The 19018-nt window shown below is 72.4% G+C and carries 20 protein-coding genes and 2 pseudogenes; 9 read left to right on the plus strand and 13 right to left on the minus strand.

From position 1 onward, the window contains the following. Nucleotides 1-135: 135 nt before the first annotated feature. Entirely contained in the window at nucleotides 136-759 is a 624-nt protein-coding gene (locus ACQEUR_RS24995; RefSeq protein WP_433035765.1) for a TetR/AcrR family transcriptional regulator, read from the plus strand. A gap of 105 nt (nucleotides 760-864) precedes the next feature. Here the strand turns inward: ACQEUR_RS24995 and ACQEUR_RS25000 are convergent, their stop codons facing one another. After that, complete coding sequence (locus tag ACQEUR_RS25000) at nucleotides 865-1674, minus strand: ABC transporter permease (RefSeq protein WP_433035768.1); 810 nt, start codon at nucleotides 1672-1674, stop codon at nucleotides 865-867. Nucleotides 1675-1715: 41 nt separating this feature from the next. Continuing rightward, a pseudogene (locus ACQEUR_RS25005) lies at nucleotides 1716-2447 on the minus strand (ABC transporter ATP-binding protein); the annotation flags it as partial. A 131-nt stretch (nucleotides 2448-2578) separates the two neighbouring features. On the opposite strand from ACQEUR_RS25005, the gene ACQEUR_RS25010 reads away from it, so the two are divergent. Both ACQEUR_RS25010 and ACQEUR_RS25015 read left to right on the plus strand, forming a co-directional pair. Continuing rightward, nucleotides 2579-4519, plus strand: coding sequence for a sensor histidine kinase (locus ACQEUR_RS25010; RefSeq protein ID WP_433035771.1), 1941 nt, complete (start codon nucleotides 2579-2581; stop codon nucleotides 4517-4519). Nucleotides 4520-4785: 266 nt separating this feature from the next. Then, nucleotides 4786-5622 (plus strand): hypothetical protein, encoded by an 837-nt coding sequence (locus ACQEUR_RS25015; protein WP_433035774.1) that lies wholly within the window; start codon nucleotides 4786-4788, stop codon nucleotides 5620-5622. Nucleotides 5623-5846: 224 nt separating this feature from the next. On the opposite strand, the gene ACQEUR_RS25020 is transcribed toward ACQEUR_RS25015, so the two are convergent. The 3 genes from ACQEUR_RS25020 to ACQEUR_RS25030 form a co-directional block, all read right to left on the minus strand. Then, nucleotides 5847-7286, minus strand: coding sequence for an erythromycin esterase family protein (locus ACQEUR_RS25020; RefSeq protein WP_433035777.1), 1440 nt, complete (start codon nucleotides 7284-7286; stop codon nucleotides 5847-5849). A gap of 181 nt (nucleotides 7287-7467) precedes the next feature. Further along, complete coding sequence (locus ACQEUR_RS25025; RefSeq protein WP_433035780.1) at nucleotides 7468-8214, minus strand: GH25 family lysozyme; 747 nt, start codon at nucleotides 8212-8214, stop codon at nucleotides 7468-7470. A 93-nt stretch (nucleotides 8215-8307) separates the two neighbouring features. After that, nucleotides 8308-8667, minus strand: coding sequence for a hypothetical protein (locus ACQEUR_RS25030; RefSeq protein WP_433035783.1), 360 nt, complete (start codon nucleotides 8665-8667; stop codon nucleotides 8308-8310). Between the two features lie 441 nt (nucleotides 8668-9108). Here ACQEUR_RS25030 and ACQEUR_RS25035 point away from each other — a divergent pair, with 441 nt between their 5' ends. Together ACQEUR_RS25035 and ACQEUR_RS25040 are read left to right on the plus strand one after the other, a co-directional pair. Then, the gene (locus ACQEUR_RS25035) at nucleotides 9109-9975 is read left to right on the plus strand and encodes a helix-turn-helix domain-containing protein (protein ID WP_433035786.1); all 867 of its coding nucleotides are present in this window, start codon (nucleotides 9109-9111) and stop codon (nucleotides 9973-9975) included. Beyond that, complete coding sequence (locus ACQEUR_RS25040; protein ID WP_433035789.1) at nucleotides 9975-10196, plus strand: DUF397 domain-containing protein; 222 nt, start codon at nucleotides 9975-9977, stop codon at nucleotides 10194-10196. The genes ACQEUR_RS25035 and ACQEUR_RS25040 overlap by 1 nt, the downstream gene beginning before the upstream one ends. A gap of 28 nt (nucleotides 10197-10224) precedes the next feature. Here ACQEUR_RS25040 and ACQEUR_RS25045 read toward each other — a convergent pair whose 3' ends face one another. Then, nucleotides 10225-10782, minus strand: a complete 558-nt coding sequence (locus ACQEUR_RS25045; protein WP_433035792.1) for a helix-turn-helix domain-containing protein — start codon at nucleotides 10780-10782, stop codon at nucleotides 10225-10227. 38 nt (nucleotides 10783-10820) lie between these two features. On the opposite strand from ACQEUR_RS25045, the gene ACQEUR_RS25050 reads away from it, so the two are divergent. Together ACQEUR_RS25050 and ACQEUR_RS25055 are read left to right on the plus strand one after the other, a co-directional pair. Then, entirely contained in the window at nucleotides 10821-11366 is a 546-nt protein-coding gene (locus ACQEUR_RS25050) for an N-acetyltransferase family protein (RefSeq protein WP_433035795.1), read from the plus strand. Nucleotides 11367-11399: 33 nt separating this feature from the next. Beyond that, nucleotides 11400-12008, plus strand: a complete 609-nt coding sequence (locus ACQEUR_RS25055) for a class I SAM-dependent methyltransferase (RefSeq protein ID WP_433035798.1) — start codon at nucleotides 11400-11402, stop codon at nucleotides 12006-12008. Nucleotides 12009-12067: 59 nt separating this feature from the next. Here the strand turns inward: ACQEUR_RS25055 and ACQEUR_RS25060 are convergent, their stop codons facing one another. From ACQEUR_RS25060 to hemC, 4 genes are all read right to left on the minus strand, one after another. Beyond that, on the minus strand, nucleotides 12068-12949 hold the full coding sequence (locus ACQEUR_RS25060; RefSeq protein ID WP_433035801.1) for a hypothetical protein: 882 nt from the start codon (nucleotides 12947-12949) through the stop codon (nucleotides 12068-12070). After that, complete coding sequence (locus tag ACQEUR_RS25065; RefSeq protein ID WP_433035804.1) at nucleotides 12949-13932, minus strand: hypothetical protein; 984 nt, start codon at nucleotides 13930-13932, stop codon at nucleotides 12949-12951. The genes ACQEUR_RS25060 and ACQEUR_RS25065 overlap by 1 nt, the downstream gene beginning before the upstream one ends. Before the next feature lie 64 nt (nucleotides 13933-13996). Beyond that, on the minus strand, nucleotides 13997-14761 hold the full coding sequence (locus ACQEUR_RS25070; RefSeq protein ID WP_433035807.1) for an ABC transporter ATP-binding protein: 765 nt from the start codon (nucleotides 14759-14761) through the stop codon (nucleotides 13997-13999). Between the two features lie 62 nt (nucleotides 14762-14823). Continuing rightward, nucleotides 14824-15765, minus strand: a complete 942-nt coding sequence (hemC, locus tag ACQEUR_RS25075; protein ID WP_433035810.1) for a hydroxymethylbilane synthase — start codon at nucleotides 15763-15765, stop codon at nucleotides 14824-14826. 174 nt (nucleotides 15766-15939) lie between these two features. Between hemC and ACQEUR_RS25080 the strand changes: the two genes are divergently transcribed. After that, nucleotides 15940-16062, plus strand: coding sequence for a hypothetical protein (locus tag ACQEUR_RS25080; RefSeq protein ID WP_433035813.1), 123 nt, complete (start codon nucleotides 15940-15942; stop codon nucleotides 16060-16062). Nucleotides 16063-16148: 86 nt separating this feature from the next. On the opposite strand, the gene ACQEUR_RS25085 is transcribed toward ACQEUR_RS25080, so the two are convergent. Then, entirely contained in the window at nucleotides 16149-16397 is a 249-nt protein-coding gene (locus tag ACQEUR_RS25085; protein WP_433035816.1) for a hypothetical protein, read from the minus strand. A 50-nt stretch (nucleotides 16398-16447) separates the two neighbouring features. Beyond that, nucleotides 16448-17314 carry an AraC family transcriptional regulator gene (locus tag ACQEUR_RS25090; RefSeq protein ID WP_433035819.1) on the minus strand — a complete coding sequence of 289 codons (867 nt, stop codon included), beginning with the start codon at nucleotides 17312-17314 and terminating at the stop codon, nucleotides 16448-16450. Nucleotides 17315-17582: 268 nt separating this feature from the next. Here ACQEUR_RS25090 and ACQEUR_RS25095 point away from each other — a divergent pair, with 268 nt between their 5' ends. Further along, entirely contained in the window at nucleotides 17583-18176 is a 594-nt protein-coding gene (locus ACQEUR_RS25095) for an RICIN domain-containing protein (RefSeq protein ID WP_433035822.1), read from the plus strand. A gap of 271 nt (nucleotides 18177-18447) precedes the next feature. On the opposite strand, the pseudogene ACQEUR_RS25100 reads toward ACQEUR_RS25095, so the two are convergent. After that, a pseudogene (locus ACQEUR_RS25100) lies at nucleotides 18448-19018 on the minus strand (hypothetical protein); the annotation flags it as partial.

Consider the following 19018-nt stretch of genomic DNA (forward strand, 5'->3'; position numbering starts at 1 on the left):
CCCGCTCGGCGAATCTGCTCACGTTGCTCTCCTCCGCTCGCTGTCGGTCCCCGTTAAACTAGCGCTGGAAGTTTTTGGGCGCCAGTCCACGTTCGGTGGTCGGGGCGGCCCGCACCGGTCGAGGAGGAGGTCGCGATGCCCCGCCCGAGCCCGGCCCTGCTCAGCCGGGAGCGGATCGTCGCCGCCGCCACCGCGCTGATCGATGCCGACGGGCTGGAGGCGCTCTCCACCCGCCGGCTCGCCGCCGCGCTCGGGGTGCGGGGACCCTCGCTCTACAACCACTTCGGCACCAAGGACGAAATCCTCGACGCGGTGGCCAACGCGATCACCGCCGAGGTGGACGTCTCGTTCTTCGCCACCCACGACTGGCCGGAGGCGCTGCGGCGGTGGGGGCACTCCTACCGGCGTGCCCTGGCCGCACACCCGAACATCGTGCCGTACCTGGCCCGGGGGCCGGGCCGGCGACCGGCGGCACTGGCCATGGCGGACGCCGTCTACGGCGGGCTGGTCAGGGCCGGTTGGCCGCCGGCCCGGGCCACCCACATCGGCGCGCTGATGCGCTACTTCGTGGCCGGCTCGGCGCTCGGCTCGTTCGCCCGGGGTTTCGTCGAGGACCCGCGGCTCTACGCGGCGCACTACCCGCACCTCGGTCAGGCGCACCGGCTCGCCGAACACCAGCAGAGCGTCGACGAGGGAGCGTTCGCGCTCGGCCTGGACGCGCTGATCGACGGGCTGGCCCGGAGCGGGCCGGCCGGGTGAAGACCCGCGACCGGCCCGCCGTCAGTTCCGCGCCCTGCCCAGCCACCGCACCGGGCACCGCCGGCCCCCGTCAGCCCGCCGGACCCCGTCAGCGCGGTGCGCCCGTCAGGTCCAGCGGAACAGCCTCGCGGCCAGACCACCGAGGAGCGCGGTGAACCCGGCCAGCACCGCCAGGTGCAGCGGCCGGGGCCAGTCGCCGGCCCAGGCGTCCTGGAGGGCCTGCGACGCCGCGCCCAGCGGGGTGAAGTCGGCGACCCTGCGCACCGCGTCCGGCATCAGCGGCCCGGGCGTCCAGACCCCGGCGGCGAAGAGCAGCGGGTAGTAGACCAGGCTGCCGATCGCCATCGAGGTCCGGCTGGTCGGCGAGACGGCCGCGATCAGCAGCGCCACCGCCACCATCGCGGTCGAACCGAGCAGGAAGGCGAGCAGCAGTCCGGCGACGTTGGGGCGTACCGCCAGGCCGAAGGCGAGCCAGGTGCCGAGCACGGTCAGCCCGCAGCCGACGACCAGGGCGGCGAGGTTCACCACCAGCTGCGCCGCCAGCAGCCGGATCGGCGAGACCGGGGTGGTGGAGAGGCGCCGGAGCACCCCCTTCTCCCGGTACGCGGTCAGGGTGCTGAGCAGGCCGACCAGCGCCACGGTGGCGATCGCCAGGGCCAGCGTGACCGGCAGGTAGAACTCGATCGGCAACCGCCCGCCGATGTCGGGGCTCGGCTCGGTGAAACTGGGTATCGCGGCACCCAGCACCAGGATCAGGATCACCGGGAAGAGCACCGAGAAGAAGGCGCTCACCGGCTCGCGTACGAAGAGCTTCGCCTCCGTGACGACCAGTTTGACGGTGCTGCGGGCGACGACCCGGCGGGGTGCCCCGGCGACGACGGCCGGGCCGGCCCCCGGGGAGATGGTGGTGTTCATGACGGTCTCCTCGTGGCGTGCGACGGTGCTCAGGGCCGCGCGCCGGCGGCGGGCGGGTTGGTCAGGGCGAGGACGGCGTCCTCCAGGGTGGGATTCGCGACTCCCGGCACGCTGGCCCGGGCGGTCAGCGCGGCCGGGGTGTCCAGCGCGACCACCTCGCCGGAGCGCAGCACGGCGAGCCGGTCGCAGAGCCGCTCGGCTTCGTCCATGAAGTGCGTGACCAGCACGACCGTCACGCCCCGGTCCCGGATGTCCCGGATGAGCTGCCAGGTGTCCCGGCGGGCCTGCGGGTCCAGTCCGGTGGTCAGCTCGTCCAGCACCGCGATCCGGGGGTTGCCGACCAGGGCCAGCGCGATGGAGAGCCGCTGCTTCTGCCCGCCGGAGAGCTTCCCGAAGGGGGTCTTCCGCTTGCCGGCGAGCCCCATGTCGGTCATCAGCGCGGGCCAGTCCGCCGGCTCCGGGTAGAACGAGCTGTAGAGGTCCAGCGCCTCCCACACCCGCATCCGGTCCGGCAGCGTGCTCTCCTGGAGTTGCACGCCGACCAGCCGGCGCAGCGCGGTGCGGTCGCGTCCCGGGTCCAGGCCGAGCACCCGCAGCGTGCCTCCGTCGGGTTGGCGCAGCCCGGTCAGGCACTCCACCGTGGTGGTCTTGCCGGAGCCGTTCGGGCCGACGATGCCGAAGATCTCGCCGGGACGTACCTCGAACGAGACGTCGCGGACGGCGGTCTGGTCGCCGTACCGCTTGCGCAGGTTGCTCACCTCGATGACTGTCATGGCAACGACGCTAGAAATTCGGGCGGCCCGGGGTAATGCCTCCAGCTACCCGGCCGGGGTGGGGGAAGCTACACCCCTGTCCGGTGCTCACCGGCATCCCGCCGCACCGGTCGCGACGCCAGACTGTGGCCATGCCTCGCCGCCACGCGCTCGCGCTCCTCCGCAACCTCGCCCAGTTCGGGCTGGGGCTGGTCGGCCTCGCCGCCGGGCTGTTCCTGCTACTGGCGGCCACTGTGGTGCTGCCGTACCTGCCCGCCGCCCGGGTGGTCAAGCGGCTGGCGGAGCTGGGCCGGCGGCTGGCCGGCGACTGGGGCGGGCTGCCCGTCGCGGTCGAGCACCGTCCCGGGCCGCCGGCTCCGCAGCGCCGGGCCGACGGCTGGTACGTGTACGAGAACCAGCTCTACCGGTCGCGCCGGACGCCGGCGTACCTGCTGGAGGTCCAGTGGCGGGCGGACGATCCGGCGCTGCTCCGCGAGCTGCTCTGGCTGCTGCTCACCCCGGTCGCCGGCGGCGTGGCGGTGGCCGTACCACCGGCCCTGGTCGCGGGCGGGGTGGGGCTGGTCGCGGCCGGGCTGGCCGGCGGGGCACCGACGGCGCTGACCGGGCTGGTGGGCCTGGTGCTCGCCGCGTCGGGCGTCGCGCTCGGCCCGGCCGCGCTGCGGCTGCACGCCCGGTGGAGCCGGATGCTGCTGCGCCAGCCGGCCCCGTCGGCCTGGTGGCACCGGTGGGGCCTGGCCGGCTGGATCGGGCGCCGGACCTCCGCCGCCTGGCACGCCGCCGGGCTGACCGGGCTGGGCCTGGCCGCGTTCGGCGGCTTCCTGCTCAACCTGCTGACCGCGCTGGTCACCTGGACCGGGCTCTCGCCGCAGGTCTCCGCGCTGACCCGACCGCTGGTGGCCCGCCACCGCCGGTATCTCGGGCGATGGACGGGGGCCGCCGTCGCGGAGCCGTACCGGCCGCGGCCCGCGGCTCCGCCCCCGGAGGAGGACGGCCGCTACCGGGTGGGCCGCAACCTCCACCCCGACCGGGAGTCCGCGATGCGCGCCCAGGCGTACGGCTGGTTCTTCACCGACCCGGCGACCTGGCGGGACCAGCTCTGGATGCTGACCAACCCGCTGCCCGGCGCGCTCGGGCTGGTGCCGGCGGCCCTGATCTCGGTCGGCTTCTTCGGGCTGGCCTGGCAGCCGCTCTCCTGGGTGCCCTGGGCGGTGCCGCTCGGGCTCCTCACCGGCGAGTGGGTCACCCCGTGGTACCTCTGGTACGGCGTCACCCACCTCGTGCCGGCCCTGGACGTGGTCCCCGGTTGGGTCAGCCTGCCGCTCGGGCTGGCGGTGGCGGCGCTCGGGGCGCTGCTCGGCCCGCCGCTGCTGCGGCTGCGCGGTCGGTACGACCGGCTGCTGCTCTCCCCCACCCGCTCGGCGCTGTTGGCCGGGCGGGTGCGCCGGCTGACCGAGACCCGGACGGACGCGCTCGACGCGCAGGCGGCCGAGCTGCGCCGGATCGAACGGGACCTGCACGACGGCGCGCAGGCCCGGCTGATCGCGGTCGGGCTGAGCCTGGCCGGCGTGGAGCGGCTGATCGAGGAGGACCCGACGAGCGCGCGGGCACTGGTGGCGCAGGCCCGGGAGACCTCGGCGACCGCCCTGACCGAGTTGCGGGATCTGGTCCGGGGCATCCACCCGCCGGTGCTCGCCGAACGGGGCCTGCTCGACGCGGTACGGGCGGTGGCGCTGGACAGCCCGGTCCCGGTGGAGGTGACCGGGGAGCTGTCCGGCCGGCTCGACCCGCCGGTGGAGTCGGCCGCGTACTTCTCGGTGCTGGAGGCGCTGGCCAACGCGATCCGGCACGCCGGGGCGGCGCGGATCGACGTCCACGTCGGGCGGATCGGCGCGGCACTGCGGATCACCGTCACCGACGACGGTCGGGGCGGTGCCGACCCGGACCGGGGCACCGGGCTGCGGGGCATCCGGCGACGGCTGGCCGCCTTCGACGGCGTACTCGACCTGGACAGTCCGCCGGGCGGACCGACGGTGCTCGCCGTCCGGATCCCGCTGCCGGCGGCGGACGGGTGATCCACCGGGGTATCTGCCGTCCGGAGACCTGACGCAGGGCGACGTGACGAGCAGAGCCACCACCTCCGGCGGTTGCGTACTCGTGAGCGCGACACCGAAGCCGTCGCCGTCGGTGGCCGCTCCGCTGCGGCTGGTGCCCGGACGGCGCACGCTCGTGCCGATGTCAGTGCCTTCGATCAGCTACCGCTACGACCGGCATTCTGGAAGATCGAGTCGGTTCGCGCCGGGGGCGCCGTGTCCGGGATCCGCCCGTCTACCCTGTGCGGGTGCCTCCCGTGAACACGCTCCTGCTGCTCCTCGGAGCGACGCTGCTCGCCGTCGTGGGTGCGCTGTTCGGTTCCCCCTGGGCAACCGGTGTCGGCGGCGTCGTCGTGCTGGGCGTCCTCGCCGTCCACCCCGCGGTGACGGGTCCCGCCGTGCCCCGGTCGACACGCCTGCTGCTGCAGGGCGGCCTGCTCCTACTCACCCTCGCGGGCGTCGCGGAGATATGGGGATGGGTGGCCTCGCCATTCGGCGACACCCCACCGAGCGCGAGCGAGCTGATCGCGCTGCTGAGCGACCCGGTACGGCAGCGGACGCAATTCTTGCGACAGGTGGCCGTGGCAAGCTGCCTGATCCTGGCCTCCGCCTGCCTCGGCGTCGCGATCGGACGGTTGCCGCGGGAGCGGCTGCGCCGGATCGGCCGGGCCGCGCCGACCGTGGGCGTGCTCACACTGATCGCCCTGGTGTTCGTCGGCCTCCTCCCATCGGGGCTGACCGGACCACTCGGCTCGTTCACCAATGTGGCCGTGGCGGCGTTGCTCGTGCTCGGCGGGTATGCCTGGGTCGTGGGCCGCGCGGTCCGGCGCCATGGCACCGCCTCGATCGTCGCAGTGGGCGCCACGGTGCTGGCCACGGCCGCCTGGCTCGCGGTGGACCATGCCTGGCGGAGTCGGCCGGAGCCGCGCGACAGCGACACCTTCTACCAGATGGGCGTCAGTGTGGCCGTCGAGACCGGGCCCGACGTCGAGACCGCCATCGCCGTTGCGGCGCTGCTGCTCGGAGCCGCCCTGACCGTGCTGGCCTGCGCGAGACTCAGCACGGCCGACAGCGAGACGCGCTGAGCCCGGATCGGCGGGGCGTGCTGAGCCGCGCCCCCTGCTTCGGGCTCAGCCATCGCTCCCGAGGGGCCGTCGCCTCCTGATCTGTGCGGCCGTGGTTACCCCGAGGATCGGGAACACCGGGCCACGGCCGACGGCCACGCCAGTTCCCCACGGCTGGCTACTCCGACGCTCCGCAACCACGGAGCCCACGTCGGCGCGCGATGAGCCGCACAGGGCGGGTCGTGTCAACTCGGTGCGCCCGTGGACAGGGGCGTGGCGGGCCGGAGGTTGTGCAGGTGGACGAGGACGTCATGGCCATGGGCGAGCGTGTACGGGCGGTACGGGTCGCCGGGCGGGCCGATGTCACGGGTCGGGCGGTCCTGGTGGAGCCACTCCCGAGCTGGTGGTGGGGCGGTGCGCAGGTCGATGAGGTAGGCACGGTGGGGAATCTGGTCGAGGGTGTGTTCGCTGCTGCCTCGGCGTGGCGGGTCGAAGCGGTGGACGGTCCACTCTGCATTTTCGCCTTCGGGGACGGTGCTGGCGCCGTGGCCGAACGTTGTTCCGATCGACATGTAATCGGCGCCGAGCAGCTGGCGTAGGTAAGTGCCCTGGATGACGGGATAGTGCTCCGGGTCGTAGGTCTGGTAAGCCGTGTGTCCGTTGTGGGCGGACAGGAGAATCTTGTGGTCGGTGTGGCGGTTCCACCATGCGGTGTTGTCGGCCATCAGTTCATCGCGGTAGCGCATCGCCTGCGGAATCTGCTGCGGGTCAGCCAGGTCGTAGGACAACAGCGTGGCGGTCTGAGCGAGGACTCGGGCGTGCTGTACGGCCCAATCAAACGCCGTGCGGTCCGGCCCGGACGGCTGCGCGGCCAGCAGGCGATGGGCCTCGCGGACGTTTTCCGCGATGCGGCGGCGGTCGGGCTGGGGAAGGGCCATGAATGCTGCCGTGGTGGCGTGCACGTGCAGCTCGCGGTAGAGGGCGGTGAGCTGCGGTTCGAGCGCGGGGTGCTGGCGGGCGGCGTAGCCGGTGACACGCTCGAACAGCGAGGTGGGGATGCGGGGGTGCGCCATGTCGGTGCCCATGAACTGGACGGGGCGGGTGGGGTGGCGCAGGTTGTGTGCGCGCATCCACCTGATCAGGTCCAGGATCTCGTGCACGTTCCAAGGCCAGGCGACGCCGAACTCCTCGGCCATGATGGCGCGGGGGTTACCGATGCCGTGCAGGACGTGGTCGTTGAGCCGCAGGCCGGCGGTCCAGCTGGTTTCCAGGGCGAAGGTGGTGAATCCCTTCTCCCGGACGAGGTACCGGAACGCACGGTGCTTGAGGGCGAAGAGCTCGTGCGCGCCGTGCACGACCTCACCGAGGCCCACGACGGAGGCCCCGCCGATCGCCACGCCCAAGGGGCGTAGATCGCTGAGGTCGCCGCCCAGTTCGGTGGTGCGCAGGGGCCGCGCAGCCCGGGTGAGAGCGGCCCGCACCGCTCCGGCCGCACCTGTCACTGCCGGGCGTGCCGCCGCCGGGCCAGCGACGGCCGCTGTACCCAGGACGGCGGTCAGTCCGGCGCCGGGTAGAGCGGCCAGCAGTGTGCGGCGGGAGTACGTGGACGGCATCATTTCCTCCTCGAACAGACAACGAGGACCAGACTCCACGAACTCGGCAACCATCACGATCCGGCCCGCCACCGTACGAGCGGTAGGGAGAGCCATACCGCTGCAGGCCTGAGCCGGTTGCCGCCAGCGCGACGGCCGCCAGCGAAACAGTGGTACAGCAAAGACCTCGGACACGTCGTCAGGCACGAACCCAAGGACAACAAGTCCTGCGTGGCGCGGACCCGTTCCGGGTCCGCGCCAGTCGGGCGTACGGTCAGGCGGTGTTGTTGGCCAGGGCCAGCAGCCGGTCCCGGGCGCCGTTGAACCAGTCCCGGTCCACCGCGCCGGCGATGCCGGGCACGCTGCCGCTGTCGGTGTACTGCCACATCGTGTAGGTGCCCCAGCCGGCGGGCAGGGCGCCGGGGGCGCTGGCCCAGCGGGCGATCCAGAGCGGGCTGGTGCTGGCGAAGCCGGAGTAGTTGCCGGTGCAGGTGGTCCACCAGCTCGTGGTGGTGTAGATGACCGCGTGCCGGCCGGTGCGGGCCCGGTAGGTGTTCAGGAAGTCGCGGATCCAGGCGACCATGCCGGCCTGGGAGAGGCCGTGGCAGCCGGCTTCCAGGTCGAGGGCGCCGGGCAGGGTGAGGTTGTCCGCCGACCAGGCGCCGCCGCTGCTGGCGAAGTAGTTGGCCTGGGCGGCGCCGGTGGACGCGGCCGGGCGGGCGAAGTGGTAGGCGCCGCGGATCACCCCGGCGGCGTGCGCGGCCGGGTAGTTGGTGTTGAACCGCGAGTCCTTGAAGGTGGTCCCCTCGGTGGCCTTGATGTAGGCCCACTGGATGCCGGCGTTGCGCACGCTGGTCCAGTTGATCGCGCCCTGGTAGTGCGAGACGTCGATGCCGGGGGTGGTCGCCGCCTGGGCGGGGGTGGCGGTGGCCGCGAGGGTGGCGGCGGCCAGCGCCGCGACGGTCAGCGCGGAGCTGAGCAGGCGCCGCGCGCGCCGGGCCGGGGTGCCGGTGGTGCTCATCGATCCTCCCGATGGGGGGTTGGAGGTTATCGAAACCCATCGTTGGAGATATCTGCCCATGATCACAAGTGTTGACGAAGTTAAGTTTCGCCTTCACTCCGGCGACGCGGAGGTGCAGGGCCCGCCGTGGTCGGCCCGCAACGCGCACCGGCGGCGGCCGGGCAGCAACCGGTCACAGAAAACCCGATGGTGTACGTGCTGCGCGTCCTCCTCGGAGACCGTCACCTCCCCCGCGTCGATCTCCGACAGGAAACCCAGCGAGCCGGCCAGCGCGTACGCCAGGTCGAGCGCCCCGGACAGGTCGGCGACGGTCGCCGGGAGGTGGATGACGTACCGGGGTGCCGGGCCGTCCCGTCCGGTGAACGCCTCCACGGCGGCCCGGGGCAGCGCCGTGAAGACCCGCTCCACGATCTGGTTGGGCGGCGGTCGTCGCCGGTGGGTCACTGGATCCACGGCCGGTTCCTCTCGCGCTGACTGGAAGGGGCGGCCCGGCCCGGTTGCCGATCCGGGCCGGACCGCCCCGCCCTGACACCGCAGCCTCGTTCGGCGAGTACGGCACCAGAGCTGTCCTGGTTGGTTGAGTAGTACGCGGGGTCGTCAGATACGTCTTATTCGTGATAGATATGTGACAAGTCGGTTCGGAGCCGGGATCCGCGTTGATCCCGACGCTCCAGTTGAGACCCGACGAGGTGCGGTAGTGCGGCTGCCACCCGCGACGCCGACCCTCGTCACCTGCTCGGCTGTTGGCCCAGCCGCGGTTGCCGTTGCTTGCACCGGAGTTCTCCGGGGGCCGGTGATCACCCCTCATCCGGAGACCACGTTTCCAGTGGCTCCGGCATTGGTGCAAGAGACACCAATGCCGTGGTCGGAGTCCGCGCCGTCGGAGGGTCGAGCATGCCGGTCAGACGTGAATCGTTCGTACACACCCTGCGCGCGCAGTGGCTCGGGCAGCAGATGCGGGAACTGCGGGAGCGGCGCGGTTTCACGTTGAAGCGGGCCGCCGAGTTCCTGGAACGGGACTTCTCCTCGGTGGCCCGCTGGGAACGGGCCGAGTGGCCGTTCCGGCGGGACGTCGTGGTCGCCCTGCTCGACCTCTACGGCGAGCACGATCCACGGACCCGGGCGCACTTCGTCCAGCTCGCCGAGGACGCCTGGCGCACCGACCGGTGGGACGACGACTACGACGAGTTGGTCGACTCCTCGTTCATCGACTTTCCCTGGCTGGAGAGCCGGGCCGAGCGGATCTGCTCGTTCGACGCGATGCTCATGCCAGGCCTGATGCAGATCCCGGAGTACGCCGAGGCGGTGATCCGCAATGCCGAGGGACAGCGGGCGACGGCGTTCTCGGTGGCCAAGTGGATGCAGTTGCGGCTGGACCGGCAGCGGGTGCTGGAGCCGGAGTTCGGGGTGACCGTCTCGGCGGTGATCGACGAGAGCGTGCTGCGCCGCCCGGTGGGTGGCCCGGAGCTGATGCGGGGTCAACTGAAACACCTCGGCGAACTGCTCCGCCTGCCCAACATCGAGGTCCGGGTGCTGCCGGCGACGGTCGGCCTGCACGCCGGCCTGGACGGGTCATTCTGGCTGTTCACGATGCCGAAGCCCTATCCCGAGGTGGCCTACACGGAGACCCTCGGCGGCCGGCTCTTCATGGAATCGCCCAAGTCCCGGCGGTACGCGGAGGCGTACGATCGGCTGAAGCAGATCGCACTCGACCGGCCCGGGTCGGCGAAGCTGATCGCGACGATTGCGGAGGAGCTGTGATGAGCGAATCCCTGCCGGCGGTGGCCTGGCACATCAGCACGAAGAGCGCGAGCAACGGCGGAAGCTGCGTCGAGGCCGGCCCGCTGCTCGACGGTTCCGGCCGGGTCGCCGTACGGCACAGCAAGGCCCCGGACGCGGCGACGATCGTCTACACCCGCGAGGAGTGGGACGCCTTCCTGGCCGGCGCCAGGGACGGCGAGTTCGACTTCCCGCCCGCCTGAGGCGCTGTCCCTCGGCGCCGCCCACCCACTAGCGACGCCGGCTGAGTACCACCAGATAACGGCAGGGCCGACGGGTGGCGTTCCGGTACGTGGCGGGCGCCGGTGCGCCGAGTTCCAGACAGTCCCCGGCGTTCAGGTCGTGCTCGACGTCGCCCTCGCGGAAGCGCAGAGACCCGTCCAGTACCCAGATCTGGTGGTGCGCCAGCGCGAAGGAGTCGGCCGGGTAGGAGACCTCCGCGCCGGCCGGCAGCTCGACCTCGACCAGCTGCACGGAGCCGCCGGCCGGGGACACCGAGCGGCGCCGGTAACCGGTCTTCGGATCCACCCAGACGGTCTGGTCGGTGAGCCGTGCCAGCCTCGGCGTCTCACCCTCGGTGCGGGCGAACAGCTCGGAGAGGCTGATGCCGAGCGCCGCGCTGAGCCGGCCCAGCAGGGCTGCGGTCGGTTGCGCGTCGCCGCGCTCGATCTTGGCGATCATCGCCCGCGAGACGCCGGAGCGCTCCGCCAGGGCATTGACCGACAGCTCCCGGTCGGTCCGGGCGGTGCGCAGGGTGGCGGCGAGATCGGCGGTCAGACGGTCCGGCATGGTGTCACTATAGTGGCATCCTCGTTTACTATGACCGCATGCCGCCGTTGATCCGGGACGCCGACCAGGACGAGGACGCCGCCGCCTGCGCGGCCATCTACCGGCCGTACGTGGTGGACACCGCCATCACCTTCGAGACCGAGCCGCCAACCGTCGCCGAGATGGCCCGGCGCATCGAGGCGGCCACCCGATCACATGCCTGGCTGGTGGCCGAGGTCGACGGCGACATCATCGGCTACGCGTACGCCGGGCCGTTCGCGGCCCGTCCGGCGTACCGCTGGTCGTGCGAGGTCAGTGTCTACCTGGAGGTCGGACGGCGCCGCACCGGCGCTGGCCGTGCGCTCTACCAGACCCTCCTCCCCCGCCTGGTCGAACGCGGCTACCGGGTCGCGGTGGCCAAGACGACCGTGCCGAACGAGGCCGCCATGGGGCTGCACGCGGCATTCGGGTTCCGGCCCGTCGGCGTGCACCGACGGATCGGCTGGAAGAACGACGCCTGGCACGACGTCGCCATCACCCAACTCGACCTGGTCACCGGCGACGAACCGCCCGGCACGCCCCACCAACGCGCACGGCTCCGGTGATGACGGCGGTCCAAGATCTCATATAGTCACGCGGTGGATCTGGAGCAGGTTCGGGACGCGTACGCCTCCGTCGCAGACCTTTACATCGAACTGTTCGGTACGCGCCAGAAGGTACCTGCCGACGACCTCGCCTTCATCCGGCGACATCTGTCGAGTCAGCCCGGCACCGTGCTCGACCTGGGCTGCGGACCTGGCCACCTCACCGACTACCTCCGGTCACTCGGCGTCGATGCGCTGGGGATCGACCTGGTTCCCGAGTTCATCGCCCACGCCAGGGCGGCCCATCCGGACGGTAGGTACCAACTCGGGTCGATGAAGAGCCTCGACGTCGAGAACGACTCCATCGCCGGCATCCTGGCCTGGTTCTCGCTGATCCATCTACCGCCGGAGGACCTCGACGGTGTGCTGGCCGAGTTCCGGCGAGTGATGACGCCATCGGGCACGCTGGTGGTCGGCTTCTTCGACGGCGACGAACTCGCCGCCTTCGACCACAAGGTCGTGACGGCCTATCGCTGGCCCGCTGACGAACTCTCGGCGCGGTTGAGGCGGGCCGGCTTCACCGAGGTCGAGCGTCAGCACCGGCCCAGCGACGGCACCCACCGGCCGTACGGCGCGATCGCTGCGGTCACGGACGGACGCTGAGCGGGCTGCTGCTGGACACGCCTGACCCGCTATCCGGTCATCCGCGAACCGCCGTTCTCTCACGGAGCAGGTCGGGCGTGCGGAGAGGCGCCCGGCTGCGGTCGGCGACCCCACAGCACCAGGCCGGCGAGCAGCATCGCACCGCCCAGGGCGACCATTCCCAACGCCGTTGCGGTGCGCGCGCCCCCCTCAAGGTGACCCGCCACGATCCACCCACCGTCAATCCCGAACGCCAGCACCATCACCCCCTGCGGGATCACCGGGATCCACCCCACCGTCAGCAACCCCAGTGCCCACGCGGTCGCCCTGTTCTCCCGATACCACTCCGCGTCCCACCTCAGCGGGATCACCGTCTCCGGGGGCCGGCTCCGCTGGCTCGCCGCGGCGAGCACCTCGGTACCGCGCCGCCCGAGGTGGTCGTCGGCCAGCCAGATGCCACCCCAGCAGACCGCAGCCCCGCACAGCAGCCCGACCGGCAGCGCCAGCGGCGCCAGCCCCGGTGGGCCCCAGACCACCAGCGCGAACACCGGCGCCGCGGCGAGCAACCCAGCCCCGGTGGCGACCAGGACGCTCACGATGTCGGTCGGGTTGTCGGCCGAGGTGGGATGCCGCGGATCGGCTACCGGGCGCACCCGCAGCAGCGACACCCACACCGGCACCGAGGCGCCCGCGCCGAGCAGAGCCGGCAGGGTGGCGAACGCGACCAGCGCGTCGACATCGGGCGCGAGGACGACACCGGCGACGGTCAGCAGCACCCCGATCGGGGTGACCAGAACCAGCCACGCCAGGGCCCGCCCGCGGACCTCGGCACGTTCGCCGCCCGGCGTGGTGAGCGGCAGCCACAACGCGGTGCCGTCCAGTCCGACCTCAATCCGGCCGACATCGCCGCCGCGCCGAGCACGGCGAGCGGCGCCGGCCGCGGCAGCGAGTACATCGGTCATCAGCGGCAATCCGGCGTAGTCCAGCAGCGCGCGTGCGCCACCGCAGGACGCCGGATCACTGCTGGCCGCAGCGGATGCCGCAGCCAGGCCCGCAATTCCCGTCTCGCAACCGCCCGCGTCGCGGGCGGCACCCGTCCCAGCCACCCGCGCCGGGCACGCCCCGCTCCGGCCGGTGCTGCCGCCCTGGTCCGGCGCAGCGCGGCCGGCTCGCTGTCGGCGCCGCCGGAGAGCGGGACCGCGGTGGTCCCGCGCGGCCGGAACGGCACGCCGGCGGTGATCGCCCTTCGGACGAGCAGGAGGTACGCGGCGGCGCAGAGCACCACGACGCCCGCCAGGGTCGCCATCATCCGCACCCCTCGGTCGGGTGGCCCGGCCACGGCGGAGAGCGGCCAGCCGCTCGGCACGTACCGCATCGCCCGGACCACCTCGTCCGGCGCCCCGACCAGCAGGACCGACACCCAGGGGAAGACCGCCCAGAGCGATCCGGCGACCCCCATCGCCGTCCCGGTGAAGATGCCGGTGAGCAGCGCCCCGGCCGGCCCGCCGGCGTGGCCGACGACCTCCAGCGCGATCGCCGAACCGATCAGCCCGAGCAGCCAGAGCAGCGCCGCGCCGAAGGCGGTGACGAGGACCGCGACCGCGCCGTAACGGGCGGCGTGCACCGGCAGCGCGGCGAGCACCACCAGCGAGACGGCCGGGCCGACGCCGATCGCCGACGCGGCGAGCAGACCGATCGCGGCCGGGACACCGCCGATCGGCTCCAGCCGCAGGTGGGCCGGGCGGACCCGGCCGCGCCCGCCGCCGAGCAGCAGCGGCAACACGATCCAGCCGAGAACCCACGCCCCGGCCAGCAGGGCGAGCGTGTGCTGGTCGCCGCGGAGCGCGTACCGGATCAGCCAGGCGGCGGCGAGCAGACCGGCCAGGCCGGCCACCGTGGGTCCCGGATGCTCGCGCAGCGAGCGACGCAGCATGGCCGTACGCATCCGGGCCGGTACCGCGATCCTGCCCAGGGTGCCGGCCAGCGGGCCGGGGGCGAAAGATCGGCGCTCATCGTGCCCCGGTCAACCAGTCCAGGCCGGCGCTGCCGGCGACGTCGGCGCCGACCAGCTCGACGAACCGGTCCTCAAGGGTGCCGCCGGCGGCGACCTCGGCGACCGGCCCGGCGGCGACCACCCGGCCCTGATGGATCACGGTGACCTCGTCGCACATCTGCTCGACCAGCAGCATCGAGTGGGTGGACAGCACGCAGGTGCCGCCGCCGGCCACGAACCGGCGCAGCACCCGGCGGATGGTGGCCGCGGAGACCGGGTCGACCGCCTCGAACGGCTCGTCGAGCACGAGCAGCCGGGGCGCGTGCAGCAGCGCCTGGGCGAGGCCGAGCTTCTTGCGGGTGCCGGTGGAGCAGTCGGCGAGTGGGGTGCCGGCGCCCTTGGCCAGGCCGAGCACCTCGACCAGCTCGGCGGCCCGGTCGGCGGCCGCAGCCCGGTGCAGCCCGCGCAGGCCGGCGCTGTAGCGCAGCAGCTCGGCGCCGGTCAGGCGTTCCGGGAAGTCGAGGCCGTCGGGCAGCACGCCGGTCAGTGCGCGGGTCAGGCCGCGGTCGCGCAGCGCGTCGTGGCCGAGGATCCGGATCTCCCCGGCGTCCGGACTGACCAGTCCGACCGCCATCCCGATGGTGGTGGACTTGCCGGCGCCGTTGGGTCCGACGATGCCGTGGAACGTGCCGGCGCGGACGGTCAGATCAATGTCGTTCACCGCGCGATGGGTCCCGAAGGTCTTCACCAGGCCGCGGATCTCGAGTGCTGGGGGGATCACGCGCCGAGCATAGGTGATCCACTCACGACGGCACGGGTGGCCGGCAGCCTGTCCACGGTCGGTCAGGCCGCCCCGTGGGCAGGCAGGTCGAGCAGGTCACGGGCGCCCTGCCGGAGCAGGGCCGCGGCGACGGAGGTGCCGAGGGTGATCGGGTCCGCCGCCCACTCGTGCACGTCGAGCACGGTCTTGCCGTCGAGGCTGATCACCCTCGCCCGCAGGCCGAGGCGCCCGTCGGGTTCGGTACGGGCAAGCGCGGCGATGGGGGAATGGCAGTTTCCCTGGAGGATGTGCAGCATGGTCCGTTCGGCTACGGTCTCCTGCCAGGCCCGCGGGTCGCCGAGGCTGGCTGCCAGGTCACGGGTGCCGGTGTCGTCTTCGCGGCACTGCAGGACCAGGGTGCCGGAGCCGACGGCCGGGACCATCGTGTCGACGTCGATCGGGTGGGTGATCCGGGCGGCCTGCCCGATCCGCTCCAGCCCGGAGACCGCGAGCAGCAGCGCGTCGTACCTGTCGCCGGCGTCGAGCTTGCCGAGCCTGCTGTTCGCGTTGCCTCGGATGGCCACCGGCACCAGGTTCGGCCAGTGCAGGGCCAGCTGCGCGACCCGCCGGACCGCCGAGGTGCCGATCCGGGTGCCGGCCGGCAACTGCTCGATCCGCCGCCCGCCCGGGTGCACGAGGCAGTCCCGGACATCGTCCCGGGCCAGATATGCGGCCATCACCGTGCCGGCCGGTGCCGGCCGGTCCCCGGGGACGTCCTTGACGCAGTGCACCACCAGGTCCACGTCCCCGGCAAGCAGGGCGGCGTCCACCTCCTTGGTGAACGCCCCCTTGCCGCCCAGCGCGGCCAGGTCGCCGTGCCACCGGTCCCCGCTGGTCGACATCGACGTCACTTCCACGGTGACGTCGGGGTGCCGGTCGGCGAGCATCGCGCGGACCCGCTCGACTTGAGCGAGGGCCATCGGGGAGTTGCGGGTGCCGATGCGCAGCAGGCGGGAGTCGGACATACCGGCGAGGGTAGTCCGCCAGAGGTGGGCGACGACCAGCCGGAGTCCCCGTCCATGACCACGGCCGGATGATGTGGACTAGGGGTTGTCCCGGGACGGGCGGGGCGCGCCGCGCGGGCTGGCCCGGTGCCGCCACCCACCGGAGCCGCGCGGCATCGGTTAACCTCCTGCGCCATGGGTGCGATCAAGCCGTGGCACGTCCTCGTCCTCTCGCTCTGCTGCCTGCTGTCCTTCACGGTGGTCGCGGCCGGGGTGCTCTGGGCGGTCCTGTCGAAGCGGCGCGGCTCCGGACGCTGAGCACCGAAGCTCCGGCCGCGGTGAGCAGGGATCAGGCGGCGTTACCGCACCGCCCGATCCCTGCTCACCGGAGCTGTCTCCGCGGCCTACGGGTAGGGCTTCTCGGCGCTCGGCCTGCCGTCTGCGGTGCGTACCGCACCGGTCTGCGGCGAGCCGGGGGGCGCCTCCGCGACCTCGCGTCGCACCGGCACGCTCTGCCCCAACACCTGCCCGGTGTCGTTGCCGGGGTCGTAGCCAGCCGCATCGTCACCGGGCCGGTTGTCTCCGGACGGATCGCCCGGGGCCGCGCTCTGCTCGTCCTGCCGGTCGGGTGTCCCTCGGGACTGCTCAGTCATCATCCACCTCCGGTAGGCCCTCTACCCGGACCGGAAAGGCCGCAACCACGTCAGCCGGTACTGCGCTCCACCGGGATCCAGAGTTCCGCCTCCGCCGTCGTACCGTCCGCCGAGAGTTCGGTCCGCAACATCTCCGGCCCCGGCCGGCTGCGGTACGGGTTGGACGGGAACCACTGCGTGTAGACGTCCCGCCACAGGTGCTGCAGTGTCCTCGGGAACTCCCCCGAGGACTCGAAGACCGCCCAGGTCCCCGCCGGCACGGCGAGACCCTGCATGTCCCCGGGGACGTCGGCGCCGGTCACCACCGCGTGGTAGTAGTCCAGCTCGGTACCCTCCGCCCGGCTCTCGTCCAGGTCGTCGGTGACGCTGACCAGCCCGTGCGGCTCCTGGTCGGAGAGGTCGGCGATCCGCTGTACCGTCTCCGGGTCGATGCTCCGGATGAACTCCGCGATCGCCGGATTCACCCCCTCGTACACCAGCGGCACCCGGGCCTTCCGCCCGACCACCGTGAACGCGTCCTTCTCCACCAACCGGTATCGCATACTGCCGCTCCCCTCCACGATGAGTCGGAAGGACATCCGGGGCTGGGCGCGCAACGCCGCGCCGGTCCGCCTCGCCTCGCCCGGACCCACCCCGTGCAGCGCCCGAAACGCCCGGGTGAAGGCCTCGGTCGAGGTGTAGCCGTACCGGACTGCGATGTCGAGCAGTGACCGCTCCCCCGCGAGCACCTCGGCGGCGGCGACGGTGAGCCGCCGACGCCGGACGTACTCGGAGAGCGGCACGCCGGCCAGCGCGGAGAAGAGCCGCCGGAAGTGGTACTCCGACGTCACCGCGATCCGGGCCAGCTCGGCCACCTCGATCGGCTGATCGAGGTGCCGCTCGATGTGGTCCATCGCCTCGTTCAGCGGTTCCAGCACTCCGGTCTCCTTCCCTGTCGAGCACCCACGCTAGGGAAAGTCGCCCCGCCCCGGCCCGACAATCCATGCCCGCTACGGTCGGGTCGCGTTCGGCACATGAATTGCGGTCACCTCCGTGTCGACAACTGTCCGACATTTCACAGCCGCCGCGCGGGGCATGTGGACAAGTCCTTTTCGTGACAGCCGCCCACTCCGGTCCATGACACGGTCGTCGGCATTCGACCGCGTCATGGACGACGGAAAACCAGCGGATGATCGGGGAGCGAAAATGAAATTGTCTACCCATTCTATCGGTGGCGGCGTAACCCGGAACCGGCGGCGCGGTCGCGGTGCCGCCGTCCTGGCCACCGCGCTCGGGCTGGCCCTGGCGCTGCCCGCCGGCACCGCACACGCCGACGCGCCGGCCGGCGACCGGGCGGCACCACCCGCGACAGCGGGCCAGGAAGCACTGCCCGGCGCAGCGGGGCAGGAAGCACTGCCCGCGACGGCGAACCCGACGCACACCGCCGAGGCGACCGTCGCCCTGAGCGACCTGTCCGCGCTGCCCAGGGCCGGTGGGTCGGAGGCCAGGTCCGCCGTTGCCGCCAGCTACCTCTTCCAGTACGTCCGCAACCGGCACGGCGGGCAGTGCCTCGACGGCGACCGCAACACCATCCCCGCCAACGGCGCCCGGGTGCAGCTCTGGGCCTGCAACGGCTGGACCAACCAGGCGTGGATCTTCACCTCGGTCAGCGGTTACCCGGTCGGCTACTACCGGGTCCAGAACTACCACGGACGGCAGTGCCTCGACGGCGACCGCAACACCATTCCCGCCAACGGCTCGCGGGTGCAATTGTGGGCCTGCAACGGCTGGACCGCTTGAATCTGGGTCTGGAACGGCGCGCAGTTCCGCAACTACTACGGCGGGCAGTGTCTCGACGGCGACCGCAACACCATTCCGGCCAACGGTTCCCGGGTGCAATTGTGGGCCTGCAACGGCTGGACCAACCAGAACTGGTTCCTGGCCTGACGCCGATGATCGCGTAGCGTCCGGCTCGTCATGGCCGGCGGGACGCTACGCGGTCACGAGGAGCGGGACGGCGGGCAGAGCACGGGCATGACCGGAGCGCGGAAGCGCGGCTGCCAACCAGGTCTCAGTCATTGGTGTCGAACTCCCATTGCTCGACGATCCCGATCCGCCGCAACAGACGCCGCGCGTGCTCGGTCCGGGCGTCGACGTCGTGGGCATCGGTGTCCAGGATGATCCCCGAGATGTTCCCGCTGTGCGCGGTCTGCAGCCCGGCGGCCCCGACCTCGTCGACGACGGCGAGGATCCGGTCGAAGGCTGGGATCGGCAGGTGGTTCTGGTTGATCCGGGTGCTGGCCGTCGCCACCTCGCCCAGCAGGGCCACGTCCTTGGTGGCGACGGCCTCCCGCAGCATGGGCCGGAGCGCGGCGAAGCGTTCCGTCTCGCCGCGCGTGTACCTGGCGAGCGGCAGGTCCACGGTGTCGACGATCGTCGGGCGCGAACCGAAGCCAAGGATCCGCGCGCGCGGCAGCGGGGAACCGAAGTCCTCGATCACCTCGCCTCGGCGCTGGGCGAAGAGGACCGCAGTGTCGCGGAACATCAGCGAGTCCGAGGCGACCTCGGCCCGCACCGCGATCCGGGCCGCCGTCTCCGGCGACACCGTTTCCGCGAAGGCGTCGCTCACCGCACCGATGGCG

This window comes from Plantactinospora sp. CA-290183 (assembly GCF_050936375.1).
Taxonomy (GTDB): domain Bacteria; phylum Actinomycetota; class Actinomycetes; order Mycobacteriales; family Micromonosporaceae; genus Plantactinospora.

Bases quoted from the DNA above. Each gene is read 5' to 3' on its own strand.
- ACQEUR_RS24995 (WP_433035765.1), top strand. From the start codon at position 136: ATGCCCCGCCCGAGCCCGGCCCTGCTCAGCCGGGAGCGGATCGTCGCC.
- ACQEUR_RS25000 (WP_433035768.1), bottom strand. From the start codon at position 1,674: ATGAACACCACCATCTCCCCGGGGGCCGGCCCGGCCGTCGTCGCCGGG.
- ACQEUR_RS25010 (WP_433035771.1), top strand. From the start codon at position 2,579: ATGCCTCGCCGCCACGCGCTCGCGCTCCTCCGCAACCTCGCCCAGTTC.
- ACQEUR_RS25025 (WP_433035780.1), bottom strand. From the start codon at position 8,214: ATGAGCACCACCGGCACCCCGGCCCGGCGCGCGCGGCGCCTGCTCAGC.
- ACQEUR_RS25035 (WP_433035786.1), top strand. From the start codon at position 9,109: ATGCCGGTCAGACGTGAATCGTTCGTACACACCCTGCGCGCGCAGTGG.
- ACQEUR_RS25040 (WP_433035789.1), top strand. From the start codon at position 9,975: ATGAGCGAATCCCTGCCGGCGGTGGCCTGGCACATCAGCACGAAGAGC.
- ACQEUR_RS25045 (WP_433035792.1), bottom strand. From the start codon at position 10,782: ATGCCGGACCGTCTGACCGCCGATCTCGCCGCCACCCTGCGCACCGCC.
- ACQEUR_RS25050 (WP_433035795.1), top strand. From the start codon at position 10,821: ATGCCGCCGTTGATCCGGGACGCCGACCAGGACGAGGACGCCGCCGCC.
- ACQEUR_RS25060 (WP_433035801.1), bottom strand. From the start codon at position 12,949: ATGACCGATGTACTCGCTGCCGCGGCCGGCGCCGCTCGCCGTGCTCGG.
- ACQEUR_RS25065 (WP_433035804.1), bottom strand. From the start codon at position 13,932: ATGCGTACGGCCATGCTGCGTCGCTCGCTGCGCGAGCATCCGGGACCC.
- hemC (WP_433035810.1), bottom strand. From the start codon at position 15,765: ATGTCCGACTCCCGCCTGCTGCGCATCGGCACCCGCAACTCCCCGATG.
- ACQEUR_RS25080 (WP_433035813.1), top strand. From the start codon at position 15,940: ATGGGTGCGATCAAGCCGTGGCACGTCCTCGTCCTCTCGCTCTGCTGC.
- ACQEUR_RS25085 (WP_433035816.1), bottom strand. From the start codon at position 16,397: ATGACTGAGCAGTCCCGAGGGACACCCGACCGGCAGGACGAGCAGAGC.
- ACQEUR_RS25095 (WP_433035822.1), top strand. From the start codon at position 17,583: ATGAAATTGTCTACCCATTCTATCGGTGGCGGCGTAACCCGGAACCGG.